The sequence below is a fragment of the Epibacterium sp. Ofav1-8 genome (assembly GCF_022348185.1).
GTDB lineage: Bacteria > Pseudomonadota > Alphaproteobacteria > Rhodobacterales > Rhodobacteraceae > Epibacterium.
On the sequence record NZ_JAKRFD010000015.1, the window covers coordinates 1 to 15,053 of the forward strand.

Below are 15,053 nucleotides of genomic sequence, written 5' to 3' on the forward strand. Positions count from 1 at the left end.
TGGACCGGAACCGCCGCAACCCGGTCTCGCGATGTTTCCAGCCGAACACCGACCCATGCCGAAACTCTTGCCACGGCTCCAGAACCAAGGGCTTGCCCCCCATCGGGCCGGTAGTGTGCTGCAGCATCCCGGCCCAGCGGATGATCCGGCTTGCCGCTTGGCAGTCGAAATACAGGCCACGATCTGCGCCAGTTTCCAGATCTAGCAGATGACGATCGCACGCCATGCGGACCATATCACCAGCGACGATGTCCCCCTCTACAACCCCAACAGCATAGCGCGAAACCGGGTGGTCAATCGGTTCCATCTAGCATTGCCGTCAGATTATCGAACATGTCACCCTGCCCCGGATTCGCTAACCGCTTGTCATCAACAGGCGACATACCGAACAACCCGCCAAGCGTCTTGAGGGTTGCCAGAGCGTCTAGCCGCGCCTGCCACGCCGCTGTTTTCTTCTGCTGCAAACCGTTTCGAGTCTGGACCGTATAGGTGCGCCCCTCCATGGCTATGATCGAAGACAGTTCAATAACGTCATTGGCCGCCTCGCAGAACTGCGCGAAGATGTCCTCGTAAATCGCTTCAAGCCGTTCCTTGCGAACCATCTCAGGCGCAAGTCGCTCCCAGACCTTCTTGGCACCATCGGACAGCAGATCCGGCGCAGGCGGAACCGGTTTTTGTGCATCCCCGCGCATGGGGATGATGTTTCCGAGTTTCGGATTTTGCCCTTTCATCCCCCCTCCTTTCATCATAAAAAGTGGGCTTTTTTTCCCAATTCGACGCGCACGAAAACAAAGGTATCCCCGCCGGTTTCGGCAGTACCGCGCTCGATTTTCAGATACCCCCGGTCACCCGTGGAAGACCTCGCGCGCAGTCTTGCGGCTGTGGCAGGAGTGGCAGAGGGACTGCCAATTGGAGCGATCCCAGAACAGTTTCCGATCACCCTTGTGCGGGATGATGTGATCAACATCGGTGGCGGGCTCAATCACGCCCAATTCGCCGCAGTCAACGCACAGCGGGTGCTGCCGCAGGTAAGCGATACGCGCCGCCTTCCACCTGGGATCGGCGTAGAGAACGCGCGCCGCAATCGCCGCCTCCGAGGTCTGTGCCTTCGCACGCCGTACCTTCAGCTTGTTCTGCCGCTCTGCCTCATGTTGTTCGCAATGCGACTGCCCAGGCAGAGCGAATTCCTCACAACCTGATGCCGCGCAGATCTTCAACCGCGCCACGGGATAACCTTCTCTTTTCTGGATATACCAACGCAAAAGCGCCCGCCGGTTTCCCGTGGGCGCAATTGTCGATGATGCATATTCATAGGCAGTCGGTCGTACTAACGTCAATCCCCATTCTTCGGGCGGTTGCGCCATTGCTCCGACGCAATGCCCGGAGCAGCACCGCTATGATAGGGGGCAACACGGCCCGAACGGGACACCCCAGCCATACGATCAAGCGCAGACAGCAAAGCCAACCGCAAGGACTTGATGTGCTTACCCTGCGCCCGTTGCCCATCAGCTACCCAGCCGCATTTCCTCAACACTTCCGACAAAGTGAGATCCTGAACGCAAACCATATCGATCAAGCTACGATCTTTGATGAGACCAACCTTGCCCCGCGCCGAAGGCCGTACCCGCCGCACAGACAATGCCACCCCATAGCCGACACGGTTTTGCATATCATCCAGCCGCTGCCGATCCCTAAGCAGCGCGTCCATGTACTCACCACCTCCGCCCGATGCCTGCTGCTGCATAGCCTCGACGGAGGAACACCGAACACCTGCCGCATCCAGTTTCTCAAACAAGGCACCATAGTTGCGACCGATAGCCTTTTGATGCGGCTCGAACAGAACCTTGCGCGCCTGACCTTCCATCTTATCGAACGCATCAGCCAGACGAATGGCCTTGCGCCCGCGATAGCCCGCCGACTTCACTGCGTAATCGCTGCCGTCAGGGTAGAGCGCAACCGGATCAAAGACGCGGAAAGCACCACGCGCCGGAGCCTCCGGGATACTGTCACCGCAAGCAACCGGGACAACGCCGCGCGCCTTCACCATCGCAACCCGCTCTGCCTCCTCCAACAAACGCGCCACGCCATTTGTCCCAACAATCACAACGCTCATGCGTCCACCTTCCCTTTCGCATTGATGATGTCGAGACATCGCGCCTCGGTGCTCAGATAGCCCTGTTGCCACTGGATTTCTGAGGCGGTGGCACGGCCAGCGCTAACCGCCCGCCGGATCGCAGCCAACTTGCCCCGGTTGTGATCCGCCTCTTTTCGGATCTCTGACATGGAATAGCTATTCGGCGGCGCGCCCCACTTCTTGAGGTATCCGAACAGCTCGACCAAATAGCCACCATCACGTGCCGCCAAACCTGCGCCGGACTGCATGTAGGTGCGCACCAAACGGCTTTCGCTCGCTGGTGGAACCTGCATCAGACGCGCCCAATTCATGATACTCACCTCAGTGGGCCAATTCGTCTTGAGCTTGCCAGTGGCGTGGCGCTCAATCACCTCCGCCAATGCGATCAGCTTATCCGGCTGCATGTATGCAAGCCGCGCCTCCAGGCTGGTCAAGAACGCCTGATGATCCTCAAGACGGACGCCACGCCTGCGCTCCAGCCCGCGCCGCTCCAATGGATCAATCAAATGCACCCTGACCCGTTCCTTGCCTTCCTGTAGTTCCTGCCCCTCCATGGCCCTGCCCCTTTCTCAGCAATCCGACTTATCCACAGGCAAATCCGTCAAAAACGGCCACCGTTCGGAAGATTTCATTTCTTTTGATTTCTTCTCCTTTCCTTTCAGCCGCGCGGTTTTTGGAAAAAATGAAAACTTCCAAAAACGGTTTTGGAAATTCCTGTTTCTTCCGGCGGAAGTTTTTGGGAAGAAATCAGTGTTGGCGCGACAGGTCGTTGAGCGCTTCCCTAACGCGCTTCAACGTGGCGCTACCGCCGGGGTACTGCCCATCGATCCAGTCGCTGATCTTGTTCACGACCTCATCATTCTCCGCCATGCGCGCGCCACCAGGCAGGCCGGTCAAATGGCCAACAATCGTGCCGAGCCGCTTCCGCATCCGGTCATCCGCATTCTTGGTATCGTTCCGCTTCTTTGACCCAAGCGCCGCCAGCGCCACCTCCGTCACGACAGGGTGCGCCAACCGCACCTGACCGTTGTCGCAAGTGACCTGACGCCAGCCGTGCAGGGGCGTGACCTCCCGCGCCCGCAGCTCTCGCCACCGGCCAATGGGCATCCGCAACAGAAAGGCGAGCGCTTCATCATCACACGGCAACGTGCCCACCGGCGTTTCATCCTGTGCCAAATGGAACAGCTCGACCCCAAAGAACCCCACTTCGGGATCTGCGTAGCCATGCCGCCGAAAGTCGCTGCCGCGCCAACGCTTGAGGTTCCACGCGACGAAATAATGCGCATCCAGACGCTCCGTTGAGGAGATCGGATAAACCTCTACTGTCTCAGCCTCGACCAGACGAAAGGCACGCTCCTCACTCATTTGACCCTCGCCAGATTACGCGGGCCAACGGCCTCTTTGATCTGATCCAGCGTCTTGGACATCGAGGTCACGCGACCGATGGCGGCCTCCAGGCTCTCCACCTCGGATTTCGCAGCGGCCAAGCGCGCCTGCGTGTCCTGCATGAACTTACGGATTTCATCGCCAAGCGCGGCCATGTCGTCATTGCTGCCATCTGGCCCAAAGAACTCTTCGCGGATGCCAGCAACCCAACCGGGCATGACATTCAACACCTTGGCCACCGTGTCATCGGTCTCACCGCCACAGTAACACTGCTTTTCGTCGTCATAGACTTCGCTCAATAGGTCCATGATTTCGCGCTTTTGCATCCGCGTCGGTTCACGCGGAGCCGTCTGAGCCGGTGTTTTCTGCTCTGTTTTCGCCGCCATTTTTTCCACCTTCCTTTTCGCCTCACACGTCCCGCAACGCAGGCGCTTGCCGATGTAGGACCACCCCAACCGTTGAATCTTGGAAACCGCCTGACCGTGCCCATCGCTGCCAGCCCGACCATGGCGCGCTGCAACCGTGTCCTCGCGACCGCAATCGTCACAGGTGCACAAAAACCGAGGCTGGCCCCGACCGTCACGAACAGGTTCAAATGCCATCGCCGCCCCCAGACGCTGCCGCGCGTGACTGTCGATCCGACAGCCACGCCGACTGCACGTGCGTCACGTGCCGCCGCGCCGCACGGGTTAAATCGCGAATTGCGGTGTCGTGCTTCTCATACTTGCCCATGCGCCAGGTCAGCGCCGACAACGCCATGCGATGACCCCACTTGCGCATTTCCGCCGTGCCTGCGCGCTCGCACTCTGTGCAGCAATACATCTGCCAATCGCGCGCGGGCTGGAACCTGCGGCCACATTCGGGAAGGAAGCAAACGCCCGCCTGCCACGGCGTCGCCACCGCCAGTTCTACCGTTGCAAAGCTGCGGAGATCCTCGACCTTCAAATGACGTGGCACGCCATTTGCGAGCTGACTTTTTTCGACCGTCACCACTGCAAACCCTCCTCATGGGCCTCTGTGGGCGTATTTTCGGGGTAGTCCTCCGAGCGCTCCAAACGCGCGCGGCACGGCGGCACCCAAAACAACTCTGTCGTCCCGGACAGGTGCTGATCCTCATGCAACCAGACAATCCAGCAATACGAGGTCGCAGTTGATCCTTTGGCCGACAACCGCCCCTTGTGCATCACCACGCGTTCGGAGAATTGCAGGACAAACGCAGGGGGCCTGACGGAAAACAGGCGATCATGACGCCCGATCCCCTCAAGGAAGGCGCTGCGCACGATGACAGCACACCCTTCGCGGCTTGTGCGCAAGGCCCGCGCGATAAACGCCTCAGCCAGACGAAATGGCGGATTGGTGATGGTCCAGTCAACTGCGTCAGGATCTGGTCCGAACAAGTAGTCCTGCACCGGATAGCCGACGCCATAATCATGAACATCCGACGCTTCGACGCGATCAAAGAACTCCGACAGGGGGCGCACCATATGCCCCCGGTTTGCCGCAGGTTCCCGCGCGACTCCGCCCGCAGTGAACCCTTGCTGTACCAGAAACTCCAACAGCGCCCGCGTAGCCCAGGGCGGAGTGGGGAAGTCATCGAGGCTATCATGCGGCTCGACACGGCGTTGCATGACCGCTGTGGACCTGTTCGGCCCCGTCATGCTCTGGCCCTCATCATTTGCGAGGGCAAAATGCCTTTGAGGCTGACACCATTGGCCTCACGATCAGCGGCCTCGGCAATCTTGATCTGGATCTGCGAATTTACCCAATGACCGTCCAACCCGATCAGGCTGCACACGGTGTGAAAGTCACGAGATCCGAACCAATCCCGCGCACGCGCAACGTCATTGTCCCCGTGAACCTTCCGAGGGCGCAGCGCCATCGAAAGCTGCTCAGCAATCACAGCGCACCACAGCGCGCGGCAGGCCTCCGGGCTGCACTCGGACTCTTCCACTTGGTTCCGGTCGAGATCAGCGAAGGGCATCGGAGACCCCCACAAGAAACGGTGAGTAGGTCTGACAAGAGCCCAACTCCGGCAGTTCAGACGTGTCGCCGGGACCGCCAGAGAAGTCAGCGTTCAGGGAGAAGGAAGGCGCTTGATTGGCGACACCAACAACGCCACTCTGAGAGATATTGAGTTTTTTCAGCAGAAGGATTCCGTATTGCTTTTCCGCATGATCGCCGCCGCAGCGCTGCTTTTGACCGCCGCCTGCACGCCCCCCAACCCCGTTGTCTCCCGACAGTCCAGCGAACCAACCGCGCAGCAGGCACGGCAAATCGAAGATGGCGTAAAGAACGTTCTGAAGGACCCCTTCAGCGCTCACTTTCGCAACCTGAGAGTAGAAAAGCGAACTCTCCAGAGCGGCGAAACGGTCACAGTGGCCTGTGGTCAGGTCAATTCCAAAAACAGCTTCGGAGCCTACGTCGGATTTAGGACGTTTATTGGAGCCTTGCAGAAAGGGAACTTTCGCCCCTACACGCTCGATGCATACATTAATATGTTCGAAGCGAAGGACCATTGCAGCTGATGACATCACGCCGCCCTCGCTACTTCTGTCCTAAAATACTCAGACGCGCCCGGGTCGGTGAGAATGACCAGAAGTGCGACGTGACTGGCGGGAGCGGTCACTGCACCCCACCAGTTTAGCGCGGTCTGAAACGATACGTCACAATAAAGCGCGACCTCGCGCGGGCTGCTGAACCGGGCGCGAAAGTAGCCGGACCACAGATCCGGCGCGTTTGTCTTTAGCGCGTAGGGGTCAAACTGATTTGACCAAGACTTTTGCGCCATACCCCGCGCATCGTCGGGGTATGACGCATCATTGTTCACAACCAGTGTTAACCGCGAACGGATCATGCAACGCTCCTATCGTCGTTCATGACCGCAGGCGGATTTTCTGCCATGTACCGGCGCACCCGGTCAGCGGTGATCAGGGTCGGGCTGCTTTCGCCTTCCTCCCACTTCCGCCACGTCCCGCCGCCACCAGCCTTGGCCCGCTGAATAACGGTTGTGGGCTTCACCCCCACACGGGCTGCATATTCCCGAACCTCTGCCATGAACTGTTCCATACACCCGAAATAGTTCCAAAGGACTACATCGGTCAAGTCCTATAAACCTATAGCGAGTAGAGCAGTGATAGTTCTAAATAACTACATGCCAAACCAACCTGTCACAGAACCTTTCCTGGTGCGCCTAGAGACTGCTATTGAAGCGGACCCGGAACTGAATGTTTCGAACCTCGCAGTGAGAGCAGGACTCGCCAACAGCACAATTCGAGCAATGTTCAGGGACAACAAGAGTCCCAGAGTGGCAACGATGAGAAAGATATGCGCCGCCCTGGGGACGACGCTAGAAGAGTTTATGAGTAACGCCCAGACCGCAGAAGAGCGAGAAATTGTGCGTCTATTTGCTCAGCTACCCGATCCGCTAAAGCAAGAGCTTCTAGGCTATGGACGAGGTCTCGCTGCCGCTGCGGATCGGTCTCGGCCAAAAGGCGTAGAAGATGATGAATGATTTCCTGATCGGTCAATTTTGATCTCCAAATTCCACCCACAGGGCGTGACCATGGAAATGGGGCTGGGCAAGAATATGACCCTTCTGACCATCCGCCTTGCTGAAATCACGCCTGACTCCAACAAGGAAAACTGATGGACACAATACTTCAGGGCCTCGCCATAACCTGTCTCGCCGCGCTTCTTGGAGCCCCCTTTGCCCTCGGGATAAACACCAACAACCCCCAAAAAGTGCGCCACCTCATAGAACGCATTAAGCTAAACCTAGGCCTTGCGTGCTTTGGATGGGTCATGTTTTGTATCGGAGGATTTGCAGCGCCACTCCTAAGCGGAGAGGACATGGGATCACCGTTTCTAATACTTGAAACGCTCTGGGCTGCTGTGCTGCCAGCGGCACTCCTCTACATCTATCTACTGAAAGTTTTCAGTGACCAAATACTCGATAACTGAATTGGCCGACAGTCAACGGCCAGCAAAACTCAATATCGAGTACAGCACAAGGCTCAGCGCATAGGCTCCGCGCACCCACCTCAGGATACTCATTTCGCCGCGACAACTTAGCACACAGAACATCATTACCAAGTTGAAACCGGTTACCACCAACCCATACATCTCACCCGTCTCCCAACCCCGCTCTGGCGGGGTTTTTCTTTGCGCGCTCTCCGCACCGATGGAATCAGTCCGGCACGCAATCACTCCAACGTTCATTTAAGCATAGTCCTTTGGGACTATTTTTGTATTGACATAGTTCTATTAGACTATCTACATAGAAACATCAACCGATGGAGGATTGAATGCAAGACATTACTCAAACTGCCCGGCAGATCGTCGGCTCACCCGAAGAGCACATCCACGAAACCCACCTGTTTACGTCCGCTTGGGCAGCAATGAAGGCGGCGCGCGGCGAAGGGTTCAACCCCGCTCGCCTGCGCCCCCAGCATCTGATCGAAGGGCCAGCACCCTCGCCTGAACCGACCGATATGGTTCTGGAGCGCGTCGGGCAGAAGGTTCGCGAGATCATGCAGGACCGGGGGATCCAGCCACATCGCCGCCATGCGGCGTAACGCAAGGCGCAGCCGGAATGCCCCTCCCTATCTCACAGCCGACATGGCGCACTTCGGCCAGATCCCCAGGGCACCGCCCGCGCACCACTAACACCACCGGCCACATGGGTTTGAGGATTGACCATGCGGCCCCCGAAGTTTCGCACCCGTCTTGCGGTGCGGATCAGGCGCGGGCGGTTCAATCCTCCAAATTGCAAGCCGCCCGCGCTCACAAACTCCCCATCACGCGGCCTGAAACCTGCCCGTGACCAACTGGCCGAAGCTCCGGCTTCGGCCCTTTTTCTTCGGAACCCGGCAACTCCTGCCCACGCCTGCGGAGACAGATATGACAGTTTCGACTTCCCAGACCGACCAGATCACCGCCGGGGTGCGCGCGGCTTCCACCACTCACGCACGCAACACCACGCCCGCGCCCATGCTGTCTGTCACAGCAGATTTTGACTGCCCTCTCTGGCCTGGATGCGGCTGCCCCGGCGGCACCACAATTCCCGATTGCCCCGGCCTCGACCATCACCAAACACCCAACAAGACACCCGAACCGTCTGTGCTGCAGAAACTGCTGGCCCTCATTTCAGGGCGCGGGTGAGACCATGACACAGCATCAGCACACATCCGTTTCTGCAAAATCCCCGGCACAACTGGCCGGTATCCTCTGCAATGATCCGCAGTTTCAGCGCTTTGCAGCGATGCGCTGCGGCCTTCCAGATCAGCAGTTTTGCCCGACTGCCGCCGCTGAATACCTGCGCACCGTCTGCCGCATCGTCACCCGCCGCGACCTCGACCTGCGCGGCGAGGCATTCAAACGGTTCGAGGCACTGCGCACGGATTTTGATGCCTGGAGCGGTCGGATTGCAGCGCCACGCGCAGGGTATCGCAATGGCTAAAGCATTGGTCGCCTGTGAAACCAGCGGCATCATGCGTCGCGCTCTGCTGGACCTCGGCCATGACGTCTGGTCTTGCGACATCGAACCCGCCGAGGATCGGACCAATCGACACATCATCTGCGACGTCCGTGACGGTATCCTGAATGAGGGTTGGGATCTGTTGGCGGTGATGCACCCGCCCTGCACGCGTCTGTGCCGCTCTGGTCGCCGCTGGATGTCCGGGCCGGGCAAATGGACTCACCCCAAGAAGCTGCCGAAGGGGCGGAGCTGGGCGGACCTCAAAGCAGAGTTTGAACTGGGCGTCAGCATCTTCACCGCTTGCTGGCAAGCACCCATCCCATGCCGGGCCATTGAAAACCCGGAAATGAACGACCTCGCCCGCGACCGCATGCCGGCGGACCTGCCCGCGCCCAGCATCGTGCAACCGTTCCAGTTTGGCGATCCGGCCTACAAGGCAACGGGCTGGTATCTGGACGGGCTGTCACCGCTGCGCGAGACAAATCGCCTGCCGGAACCGGAACGGCTATCCGCCGAATGGAAGCGCTGGAACCGCGTGCATCGCATGCCACCGGGACCAGAACGCACCCGCCTGCGCAGTCGCTCCTTCGAGGGCATGATGAACGCCGCCGCGCGCCAATGGGGCGACGAGGCGGACAGACGCCTTTCCCGCGCCGCGTAACCTCACCCCAAGACCCGAAAGGATCAAACCCGTGATGACAAAACGAACACCCCTACCTCCCGCTGAGGTCACGAACAACGACCCGTACTCGATCCGCAGTATTGAGCAGCTTTTCAGCCTGTTCGACGGCGGTGAATTCCTGAGCACCTTCATGTCAGACCACCGCGACCTTCTGGTGGAATTGCAGGATCACAACGACCAGTACGGCCACAAGGGCGCAAAAGGCTCTTTCTCGATCAGCGTTGCCTATGAACTCGGCGGCGCAGGCGATCTGGGCATGAAAATCTCGGCCGATTTCAAAGGCCCGAAGAAACCCGCCAGCAACGCCGCCGCATACGTGGACGGCCAAGGGCAGATGACCCTCTACAGCCCCATGATGAAGCGCATGCATGGCGGCGTCCGCGATGTCACCCCGCACGACCCGGAAACGGGTGAAGTGCGCGACGTCTGACCCTGAAACCTCACCCTCAACGCACAAGGAAACCAAATGGACTCGAAACGAGATACCGCCGCCCTCACCCTGGAGAACCCGGCAGAGACCGTCCGCGATCTTATGGCGGACATCGGCCAGCATAATGACGTCCCGACGCCCGAAACCTTCGATTTGACAAAGGCGCATCTGGTCACACTGCCAAACCATCGCAAGGTTGAAGATCTTTCGAGGTATCACCTCAGCGCGGCACAAATTCAAAAACCGTTCCAGCGCAAAGGCACTGCGCGGATGACGGACCTTGCCAGCCTTATCGCATGGGCCAATCGCTTCAAGGGCGAAACCTCTGCCCTGTTCGCCAAGGCCGACCTGAAAGCCCCCGCCCTGACCTGCATCGCGGATTACCATGCCGAGGGCGCTGCAAACATCACTAACCCCGCTGGCGATCCCAGCGCGCGTCATTGTCACCACAAGGCGATCTATGACTTCCCCCTGTCTGAGGAATGGAAAGCCTGGATGGAAGTCTCCGGCAGCGCACAAGACAAGGACGAGATGGGCGAATTCATCGAGGCGCAAGCCAAAGACGTGATGGACCCAACCCCCGCCGTGTTGAATGGCGAGATCTCCGACCAGAACCAGCCTTGGGAAAATCGCCTGATCGAGATCGCCCAGCAGATCGATGGGCGTTTTGGTCAACTGGCCCAGCTGCTGGCGATGTCGCGCAAGTTTCAGGTTTTTGAAACCAGTGACCTGAAGGTGGTGACCAACCGCGACACGGGCGAGGCCGAAGTTAAGTTCTTGAACGAACACAAGGACGAGAACGGCGAGAAGCTGAATCTCCCCAACCTGATCATCATCGCCATTCCTGTCTTCCAAGGCGGCGCTCCGTACCGCATGGCGGTGCGCTTCCGCTACCGCAAATCCGGCCAGTCGGTGAAGTTCATCCTCTCGATCTACAACCCGGAAAAGGTGTTCGAAGCCGCCTTCAAGGAAGCGGTAGATCAGGCGACCGAGGAAACCGAACTGCCCACGTTCATGGGTTCACCGGAACAGTGATTCCTCTCTCTGCCGTCCCACAATGATCGGGCGGCAGAGATACCCCAGCGACACCTTCCCGCCTCCACCCACCGCTCGAAAGGAGACCCCCATGAGCAAAGACGAAGCGGCCATCGAGGCCGAAATCAAAGAGAAGGGCCTGACGGCCAAGCGCATCACGCCCGAGGATTTGGACGCCGAGATCGAGGATGACGATTACCACGTTTTCCCCGGCTCCTGCCTGACGGTCTGCTGCCTGACGCTTAAAAACGGCTTTACGGTCACGGGCGAAAGCGCCTGCGCCAGCCCCGAGAACTTCAATGCCGAGATTGGCCGGAAGATCGCCCGCAACAAGGCCCGCGAAAAGATCTGGCCACTGCTGGGCTTCCGCCTGCGCGACCAACTCACCGCATAATATTGAGGGCCGGGTTATGCCCGACCCCACTTATCACGGAGGACGATATGCTGCTGGAACGGAAGAAGGTTGAAGATCTGATCGCGCGCGGAGCGATTTTCTACGTCTCCCACAGCGCGGGCAAAGACAGCCAGGCGATGTACATCGTCCTGCGTCGCATCGTCCCCCACGATCAAATCGTGGTCGTACATGCGGACCTGGGCAAGGTCGAATGGGACGGCGTCCAGGACCATATCAACGCCACCATAATGCACCCGCTGAATGTCGTGCGCGCGAAAAAGACCTTCTTTGAAATGGTGGAACACCGCGCCAGAACACGCCCAGACGTACCGCCCTGGCCTTCGAGCGCGACCCGCCAGTGTACCAGCGACCTAAAGCGCGGCCCCATTCACAAGTTCATCCGCAACGACATGAAAGCGCGCGGTGCAACTCTGGCGGTCAACTGCACGGGTATTCGGGCAGAGGAAAGCGCTGCACGGAAGAAGAAAGCCCCCTTCAAGCTGCTCGACTCCCTATGCCTGAAAGAGCGCAAATTGAAATCTGGAAAGGTCGTTCCGGGCCGTGAGGTCTACGAGTACATGCCGATCCATCACCTGACGACCCAGAATGTGTTCTGGATCATCCAGCAGGCGGGGCAGCAACCCCATGCCGCCTACGCCCGCAATAAACGGCTCTCGTGCGTCATCTGCATCATGGGGTGTGAGAACGACATTCTGCACGGCGCAGAGCAGCGGCCCGATCTGGTGGAAGAGATCACCGATATCGAGGGGCGCACAGGTTTCACCATGTTCAACGGAATGTCGCTCCAAGACCGCATCCGACGCGCTCAGCTCGCAGATGCGGCATGACTCCAACCCTAAACCCAGGAGGCCGAAATGAACGACAAAGAGATAGAGTCGCTGGAGAGGGTCGCGAACGCCCTTCGGGGAATGGCGATGGATCACCGCATCCCTTCCGAAGTGCGGGATGTCATCACGGCATCCGCTGGCGTAATCGACGCGATTACCGAAATCCACCTGGACGCCCAGCCCCAAACCCCACGAGAAATCCAATGATCGCCAAGTGGACCCTCTGCGAAACGAAAAAACCGGACGACGAGCGGCAAGTGCTACTGGCACACCCTCATAAGTCTGAGGTCGAGGCCGGGCATTGGCTCGAACCGGAGCAGGCTTGGGTTCTGGCCGGAACGCACATTCAGACCTGGCCGACCTTTTGGCGTGACATGCCCAAAAGCCCGATGAACCACGAGTAATCCAACAATCCCCCGGAGGCACCAATGGCCGCGACCTACATGCTCAGAAAACACCTGCGCTCTCAGGAGTTGAAGAACCGGCCAGAGGCCATCGCCGAGCGCGCCGCGCACATCGAGGCATGTAAGTGCGCTGCCGCCGAGCGCGAAGCGAAATTCCCGGCCATCACTGCCGAGAACTTCGAAGCGGCGAACAATTATCAGAAGGAGCGCATCGAACACTGGATGCGCGAACTGTCCAGCTAGCCCGGAGGACGATATGCCCACTTTCCTAGTTACGTGCAGGGAGACTCACGAGTTCAGCGTCACTGTCGACGCGGACAGCAAGTCCGAGGCCCGTGAAAAGGCTCGCACTGGGGATGACAACGGGGTGGAATTTGGCACCCACCACGTCACCGTGTTGCGCACCGTCGGAGCCGCCACACCAATTCAGCCCAGCTAACCCCGGAGGTCGATATGCCGATCAAGCATCCCATGAACACAGGCATCAAAGACGGAAAACTCATTATCGACATGGCCGAGGCCGATGAGCTTTGGAACGGCCTGTCGATGGAACAGCAGCATGAGGCCATGTGCATCATGTTCCAGCCGCTTCTTGATCGCGCGACCGCGATGAAGCGCGCGCTTGAAAACATCCGTGAGCTGAACAAAACGCAGCCCGATGAGAACGGTCACAGATGGGCCAATAGCGATCTGATCGAGCAAGAGATCGTCGCAGCCTTGCCCGATCCTAAAATCGCCGAAGGAACCACTAACGGAATTGAACGCATCGCCGCAGAACGCAAGCGGCAGGTCGAAGGTGAGGGTTGGACGCCCGAGCATGACAACGAGCATAGCGCTGGGGAAATGGCAGGTGCCGCAGCCTGCTACGCGCTCGCATGCACCCAACATTGGGCGCAGGAACAGGCCATCGCCAGTTTCTGGCCGTGGGACAAGGAATGGTGGAAGCCGTCCGATGACCCAATCCGCAACCTTGAAAAGTCTGGCGCTCTGATCGCGGCCGAGATTGATCGCCGCACACGTGAACGCGAAGCCAAGCCTGTGAAAGAAATCCAGAAACCGGAACAGATGTGATGGGAACTCAGATCGACATCAGCACCGCTGCGATCTTGGCGCGCGCAGATCATATCGATCAATGCGCAATGAGCACCCACCGCCAGGACGCCCAGCGGTTGCGGGCACTGGTGGCCGAGCGCGACAGGCTCGCGATGCAGCTTGAAGATGTCGCCCGGAAATCCATGGAACAGGCAGAGCAGATCCTGTCACTTAGTGCAGCCCGGAGGAAAGATCATGGCTGAACAGTCGAATATCGAATGGACAGACCACACGTTCAATCCTTGGGAAGGGTGCCAGCGTGTCGCGCCCGAATGTGACCACTGCTATGCCGAAGTTCGCGACCAGCGCTTTAACGGCGGCAACCACTGGGGGCCAAAGGCACCGCGCCGCAGGACCGGCATCGCCAACTGGAACAAGCCTCTGCGGTGGAACAAACAGGCCCGTGCCTTCGCGGCTCAACATGGGCGGCGTCAGCGTGTGTTCTGCGCCTCACTGGCCGATGTGTTCGATAACGCGGTAGACCCGCAGTGGCGCGCCGACCTGTGGGCGCTGATCCGCTCCTGTGATCGCCTGGATTGGTTGCTGCTAACCAAACGCCCGCAGAACATTGCGGCGATGCTGCCTGACGACTGGGGCAGTGGCTGGCCAAACGTCTGGCTTGGAACCAGCGCAGGGACGCAAAAGACCGCCGAAACCAATATCCCGCACCTGTTGGCGATCCCGGCTGCGGTACATTTCGTGAGCGCGGAACCGCTTCTGGAGAAGGTCCAATTGAACGCGCTCAAGATCAAAGGAAACATCACGCTTGATGCACTGCGCGGCGAGGCTCAGGAAGACCTGACAGGCAAGCCAGTGCCCGCACCTATTTCGCGCCTCGATTGGGTTATCTGCGGCGGTGAGAGTGGCGCCAAGGCGCGCCCCATGCATCCCGATTGGGCGCGATCGCTACGCGACCAATGCACTGCCGCAGGCACCCTCTTCTTTTTTAAGCAGTGGGGAAACTGGATTGCCGAGATCGACCGCGACAGGGATGATCCAGATTGGCGGGCGGACTACTCGAAAACAAAGCGCGACGAATGGGCAATTCTAAACGCGGACGGCGGCATCGGCTTCCACGGTGACCGTGTGCACCTGATGAAACGGGCCGCGAAGAAGGTCGCCGGTCGAACACTGGACGGGCGAGAGTGGAGCGAGGTGCCAGCATGACAGAT

Annotated in this window: 26 protein-coding genes and 1 pseudogene; 16 read left to right on the plus strand and 11 right to left on the minus strand. The window is 59.0% G+C overall.

What is annotated here, in order from left to right:
• The 10 genes and pseudogenes from MHM97_RS19465 to MHM97_RS19510 all read right to left on the minus strand — a co-directional run.
• A pseudogene (locus MHM97_RS19465) lies at window positions 1-307 on the minus strand (terminase large subunit); the annotation flags it as partial.
• Entirely contained in the window at window positions 294-731 is a 438-nt protein-coding gene (locus MHM97_RS19470; RefSeq protein ID WP_239324641.1) for a P27 family phage terminase small subunit, read from the minus strand. The pseudogene MHM97_RS19465 and the gene MHM97_RS19470, both read right to left, overlap by 14 nt.
• Window positions 732-845: 114 nt before the next feature.
• Window positions 846-1,364 (minus strand): HNH endonuclease, encoded by a 519-nt coding sequence (locus MHM97_RS19475; RefSeq protein WP_370645770.1) that lies wholly within the window; start codon window positions 1,362-1,364, stop codon window positions 846-848.
• Window positions 1,334-2,113: a hypothetical protein gene (locus MHM97_RS19480; RefSeq protein ID WP_239324642.1), complete on the minus strand. Its 780-nt coding sequence runs from the start codon at window positions 2,111-2,113 to the stop codon at window positions 1,334-1,336. Before MHM97_RS19480 ends, MHM97_RS19475 begins: the two co-directional genes overlap by 31 nt.
• Window positions 2,110-2,688, minus strand: a complete 579-nt coding sequence (locus tag MHM97_RS19485; RefSeq protein ID WP_239324643.1) for a hypothetical protein — start codon at window positions 2,686-2,688, stop codon at window positions 2,110-2,112. Before MHM97_RS19485 ends, MHM97_RS19480 begins: the two co-directional genes overlap by 4 nt.
• Window positions 2,689-2,881: 193 nt before the next feature.
• Window positions 2,882-3,499, minus strand: coding sequence for a hypothetical protein (locus MHM97_RS19490; protein ID WP_239324644.1), 618 nt, complete (start codon window positions 3,497-3,499; stop codon window positions 2,882-2,884).
• Window positions 3,496-3,906 carry a hypothetical protein gene (locus MHM97_RS19495; RefSeq protein WP_239324646.1) on the minus strand — a complete coding sequence of 137 codons (411 nt, stop codon included), beginning with the start codon at window positions 3,904-3,906 and terminating at the stop codon, window positions 3,496-3,498. The genes MHM97_RS19490 and MHM97_RS19495 overlap by 4 nt, the downstream gene beginning before the upstream one ends.
• A gap of 205 nt (window positions 3,907-4,111) precedes the next feature.
• Window positions 4,112-4,513: a hypothetical protein gene (locus MHM97_RS19500; RefSeq protein ID WP_239324649.1), complete on the minus strand. Its 402-nt coding sequence runs from the start codon at window positions 4,511-4,513 to the stop codon at window positions 4,112-4,114.
• Complete coding sequence (locus tag MHM97_RS19505; RefSeq protein WP_239324651.1) at window positions 4,507-5,148, minus strand: hypothetical protein; 642 nt, start codon at window positions 5,146-5,148, stop codon at window positions 4,507-4,509. Before MHM97_RS19505 ends, MHM97_RS19500 begins: the two co-directional genes overlap by 7 nt.
• A 26-nt stretch (window positions 5,149-5,174) precedes the next feature.
• Window positions 5,175-5,501 carry a hypothetical protein gene (locus tag MHM97_RS19510; RefSeq protein ID WP_239324655.1) on the minus strand — a complete coding sequence of 109 codons (327 nt, stop codon included), beginning with the start codon at window positions 5,499-5,501 and terminating at the stop codon, window positions 5,175-5,177.
• Between the two features lie 112 nt (window positions 5,502-5,613).
• On the opposite strand from MHM97_RS19510, the gene MHM97_RS19515 reads away from it, so the two are divergent.
• The gene (locus MHM97_RS19515; protein ID WP_239324658.1) at window positions 5,614-6,045 is read left to right on the plus strand and encodes a hypothetical protein; all 432 of its coding nucleotides are present in this window, start codon (window positions 5,614-5,616) and stop codon (window positions 6,043-6,045) included.
• A 325-nt stretch (window positions 6,046-6,370) separates the two neighbouring features.
• Here MHM97_RS19515 and MHM97_RS19520 read toward each other — a convergent pair whose 3' ends face one another.
• The gene (locus MHM97_RS19520) at window positions 6,371-6,574 is read right to left on the minus strand and encodes an XRE family transcriptional regulator (RefSeq protein ID WP_239324660.1); all 204 of its coding nucleotides are present in this window, start codon (window positions 6,572-6,574) and stop codon (window positions 6,371-6,373) included.
• A 97-nt stretch (window positions 6,575-6,671) separates the two neighbouring features.
• Between MHM97_RS19520 and MHM97_RS19525 the strand changes: the two genes are divergently transcribed.
• The 15 genes from MHM97_RS19525 (at window position 6,672) to MHM97_RS19595 (ending at window position 15,048) form a co-directional block, all read left to right on the plus strand.
• A complete protein-coding gene (locus MHM97_RS19525) occupies window positions 6,672-7,031 on the plus strand; it encodes a helix-turn-helix domain-containing protein (protein WP_255730001.1) in 360 nt (119 codons plus the stop codon).
• Window positions 7,032-7,165: 134 nt separating this feature from the next.
• A complete protein-coding gene (locus tag MHM97_RS19530; RefSeq protein WP_239324662.1) occupies window positions 7,166-7,480 on the plus strand; it encodes a hypothetical protein in 315 nt (104 codons plus the stop codon).
• Window positions 7,481-7,824: 344 nt separating this feature from the next.
• Window positions 7,825-8,094: a hypothetical protein gene (locus tag MHM97_RS19535; protein ID WP_239324664.1), complete on the plus strand. Its 270-nt coding sequence runs from the start codon at window positions 7,825-7,827 to the stop codon at window positions 8,092-8,094.
• 590 nt (window positions 8,095-8,684) lie between these two features.
• Window positions 8,685-8,978 (plus strand): hypothetical protein, encoded by a 294-nt coding sequence (locus MHM97_RS19540; protein WP_239324666.1) that lies wholly within the window; start codon window positions 8,685-8,687, stop codon window positions 8,976-8,978.
• On the plus strand, window positions 8,971-9,657 hold the full coding sequence (locus MHM97_RS19545) for a hypothetical protein (RefSeq protein ID WP_239324668.1): 687 nt from the start codon (window positions 8,971-8,973) through the stop codon (window positions 9,655-9,657). Before MHM97_RS19540 ends, MHM97_RS19545 begins: the two co-directional genes overlap by 8 nt.
• A gap of 34 nt (window positions 9,658-9,691) precedes the next feature.
• A complete protein-coding gene (locus MHM97_RS19550) occupies window positions 9,692-10,108 on the plus strand; it encodes a hypothetical protein (RefSeq protein ID WP_239324670.1) in 417 nt (138 codons plus the stop codon).
• Between the two features lie 36 nt (window positions 10,109-10,144).
• Entirely contained in the window at window positions 10,145-11,143 is a 999-nt protein-coding gene (locus tag MHM97_RS19555; RefSeq protein WP_239324672.1) for a DUF2303 family protein, read from the plus strand.
• A gap of 91 nt (window positions 11,144-11,234) precedes the next feature.
• Window positions 11,235-11,537 (plus strand): Gp49 family protein, encoded by a 303-nt coding sequence (locus tag MHM97_RS19560; RefSeq protein WP_239324674.1) that lies wholly within the window; start codon window positions 11,235-11,237, stop codon window positions 11,535-11,537.
• A gap of 47 nt (window positions 11,538-11,584) precedes the next feature.
• Window positions 11,585-12,385 carry a phosphoadenosine phosphosulfate reductase domain-containing protein gene (locus MHM97_RS19565; protein WP_239324676.1) on the plus strand — a complete coding sequence of 267 codons (801 nt, stop codon included), beginning with the start codon at window positions 11,585-11,587 and terminating at the stop codon, window positions 12,383-12,385.
• Between the two features lie 27 nt (window positions 12,386-12,412).
• Window positions 12,413-12,592, plus strand: coding sequence for a hypothetical protein (locus tag MHM97_RS19570; RefSeq protein WP_239324678.1), 180 nt, complete (start codon window positions 12,413-12,415; stop codon window positions 12,590-12,592).
• Window positions 12,589-12,789, plus strand: coding sequence for a hypothetical protein (locus tag MHM97_RS19575; protein ID WP_239324680.1), 201 nt, complete (start codon window positions 12,589-12,591; stop codon window positions 12,787-12,789). Before MHM97_RS19570 ends, MHM97_RS19575 begins: the two co-directional genes overlap by 4 nt.
• A 24-nt stretch (window positions 12,790-12,813) precedes the next feature.
• The gene (locus MHM97_RS19580) at window positions 12,814-13,032 is read left to right on the plus strand and encodes a hypothetical protein (protein ID WP_239324682.1); all 219 of its coding nucleotides are present in this window, start codon (window positions 12,814-12,816) and stop codon (window positions 13,030-13,032) included.
• A 267-nt stretch (window positions 13,033-13,299) separates the two neighbouring features.
• Window positions 13,300-13,860: a hypothetical protein gene (locus tag MHM97_RS19585; RefSeq protein ID WP_239324685.1), complete on the plus strand. Its 561-nt coding sequence runs from the start codon at window positions 13,300-13,302 to the stop codon at window positions 13,858-13,860.
• A complete protein-coding gene (locus tag MHM97_RS19590; protein ID WP_239324687.1) occupies window positions 13,860-14,084 on the plus strand; it encodes a hypothetical protein in 225 nt (74 codons plus the stop codon). The genes MHM97_RS19585 and MHM97_RS19590 overlap by 1 nt, the downstream gene beginning before the upstream one ends.
• Window positions 14,077-15,048 carry a phage Gp37/Gp68 family protein gene (locus MHM97_RS19595; RefSeq protein ID WP_239324690.1) on the plus strand — a complete coding sequence of 324 codons (972 nt, stop codon included), beginning with the start codon at window positions 14,077-14,079 and terminating at the stop codon, window positions 15,046-15,048. Before MHM97_RS19590 ends, MHM97_RS19595 begins: the two co-directional genes overlap by 8 nt.
• Window positions 15,049-15,053 lie beyond the last annotated feature (5 nt).

What these genes read in the sequence shown, in the direction of transcription:
- MHM97_RS19585 (WP_239324685.1), top strand. Translation starts at nt 13,300, where the DNA reads ATGGCCGAGGCCGATGAGCTTTGGAACGGCCTGTCGATGGAACAGCAG.
- MHM97_RS19555 (WP_239324672.1), top strand. Translation starts at nt 10,145, where the DNA reads ATGGACTCGAAACGAGATACCGCCGCCCTCACCCTGGAGAACCCGGCA.
- MHM97_RS19545 (WP_239324668.1), top strand. Translation starts at nt 8,971, where the DNA reads ATGGCTAAAGCATTGGTCGCCTGTGAAACCAGCGGCATCATGCGTCGC.
- MHM97_RS19525 (WP_255730001.1), top strand. Translation starts at nt 6,672, where the DNA reads ATGCCAAACCAACCTGTCACAGAACCTTTCCTGGTGCGCCTAGAGACT.
- MHM97_RS19480 (WP_239324642.1), bottom strand. Translation starts at nt 2,113, where the DNA reads ATGAGCGTTGTGATTGTTGGGACAAATGGCGTGGCGCGTTTGTTGGAG.
- MHM97_RS19575 (WP_239324680.1), top strand. Translation starts at nt 12,589, where the DNA reads ATGATCGCCAAGTGGACCCTCTGCGAAACGAAAAAACCGGACGACGAG.
- MHM97_RS19570 (WP_239324678.1), top strand. Translation starts at nt 12,413, where the DNA reads ATGAACGACAAAGAGATAGAGTCGCTGGAGAGGGTCGCGAACGCCCTT.
- MHM97_RS19535 (WP_239324664.1), top strand. Translation starts at nt 7,825, where the DNA reads ATGCAAGACATTACTCAAACTGCCCGGCAGATCGTCGGCTCACCCGAA.
- MHM97_RS19590 (WP_239324687.1), top strand. Translation starts at nt 13,860, where the DNA reads ATGGGAACTCAGATCGACATCAGCACCGCTGCGATCTTGGCGCGCGCA.
- MHM97_RS19495 (WP_239324646.1), bottom strand. Translation starts at nt 3,906, where the DNA reads ATGGCGGCGAAAACAGAGCAGAAAACACCGGCTCAGACGGCTCCGCGT.
- MHM97_RS19470 (WP_239324641.1), bottom strand. Translation starts at nt 731, where the DNA reads ATGAAAGGGCAAAATCCGAAACTCGGAAACATCATCCCCATGCGCGGG.
- MHM97_RS19485 (WP_239324643.1), bottom strand. Translation starts at nt 2,688, where the DNA reads ATGGAGGGGCAGGAACTACAGGAAGGCAAGGAACGGGTCAGGGTGCAT.
- MHM97_RS19530 (WP_239324662.1), top strand. Translation starts at nt 7,166, where the DNA reads ATGGACACAATACTTCAGGGCCTCGCCATAACCTGTCTCGCCGCGCTT.
- MHM97_RS19560 (WP_239324674.1), top strand. Translation starts at nt 11,235, where the DNA reads ATGAGCAAAGACGAAGCGGCCATCGAGGCCGAAATCAAAGAGAAGGGC.
- MHM97_RS19490 (WP_239324644.1), bottom strand. Translation starts at nt 3,499, where the DNA reads ATGAGTGAGGAGCGTGCCTTTCGTCTGGTCGAGGCTGAGACAGTAGAG.
- MHM97_RS19580 (WP_239324682.1), top strand. Translation starts at nt 12,814, where the DNA reads ATGGCCGCGACCTACATGCTCAGAAAACACCTGCGCTCTCAGGAGTTG.
- MHM97_RS19475 (WP_370645770.1), bottom strand. Translation starts at nt 1,364, where the DNA reads ATGGCGCAACCGCCCGAAGAATGGGGATTGACGTTAGTACGACCGACT.
- MHM97_RS19550 (WP_239324670.1), top strand. Translation starts at nt 9,692, where the DNA reads ATGACAAAACGAACACCCCTACCTCCCGCTGAGGTCACGAACAACGAC.
- MHM97_RS19520 (WP_239324660.1), bottom strand. Translation starts at nt 6,574, where the DNA reads ATGGCAGAGGTTCGGGAATATGCAGCCCGTGTGGGGGTGAAGCCCACA.
- MHM97_RS19595 (WP_239324690.1), top strand. Translation starts at nt 14,077, where the DNA reads ATGGCTGAACAGTCGAATATCGAATGGACAGACCACACGTTCAATCCT.
- MHM97_RS19540 (WP_239324666.1), top strand. Translation starts at nt 8,685, where the DNA reads ATGACACAGCATCAGCACACATCCGTTTCTGCAAAATCCCCGGCACAA.
- MHM97_RS19505 (WP_239324651.1), bottom strand. Translation starts at nt 5,148, where the DNA reads ATGCAACGCCGTGTCGAGCCGCATGATAGCCTCGATGACTTCCCCACT.
- MHM97_RS19565 (WP_239324676.1), top strand. Translation starts at nt 11,585, where the DNA reads ATGCTGCTGGAACGGAAGAAGGTTGAAGATCTGATCGCGCGCGGAGCG.
- MHM97_RS19510 (WP_239324655.1), bottom strand. Translation starts at nt 5,501, where the DNA reads ATGCCCTTCGCTGATCTCGACCGGAACCAAGTGGAAGAGTCCGAGTGC.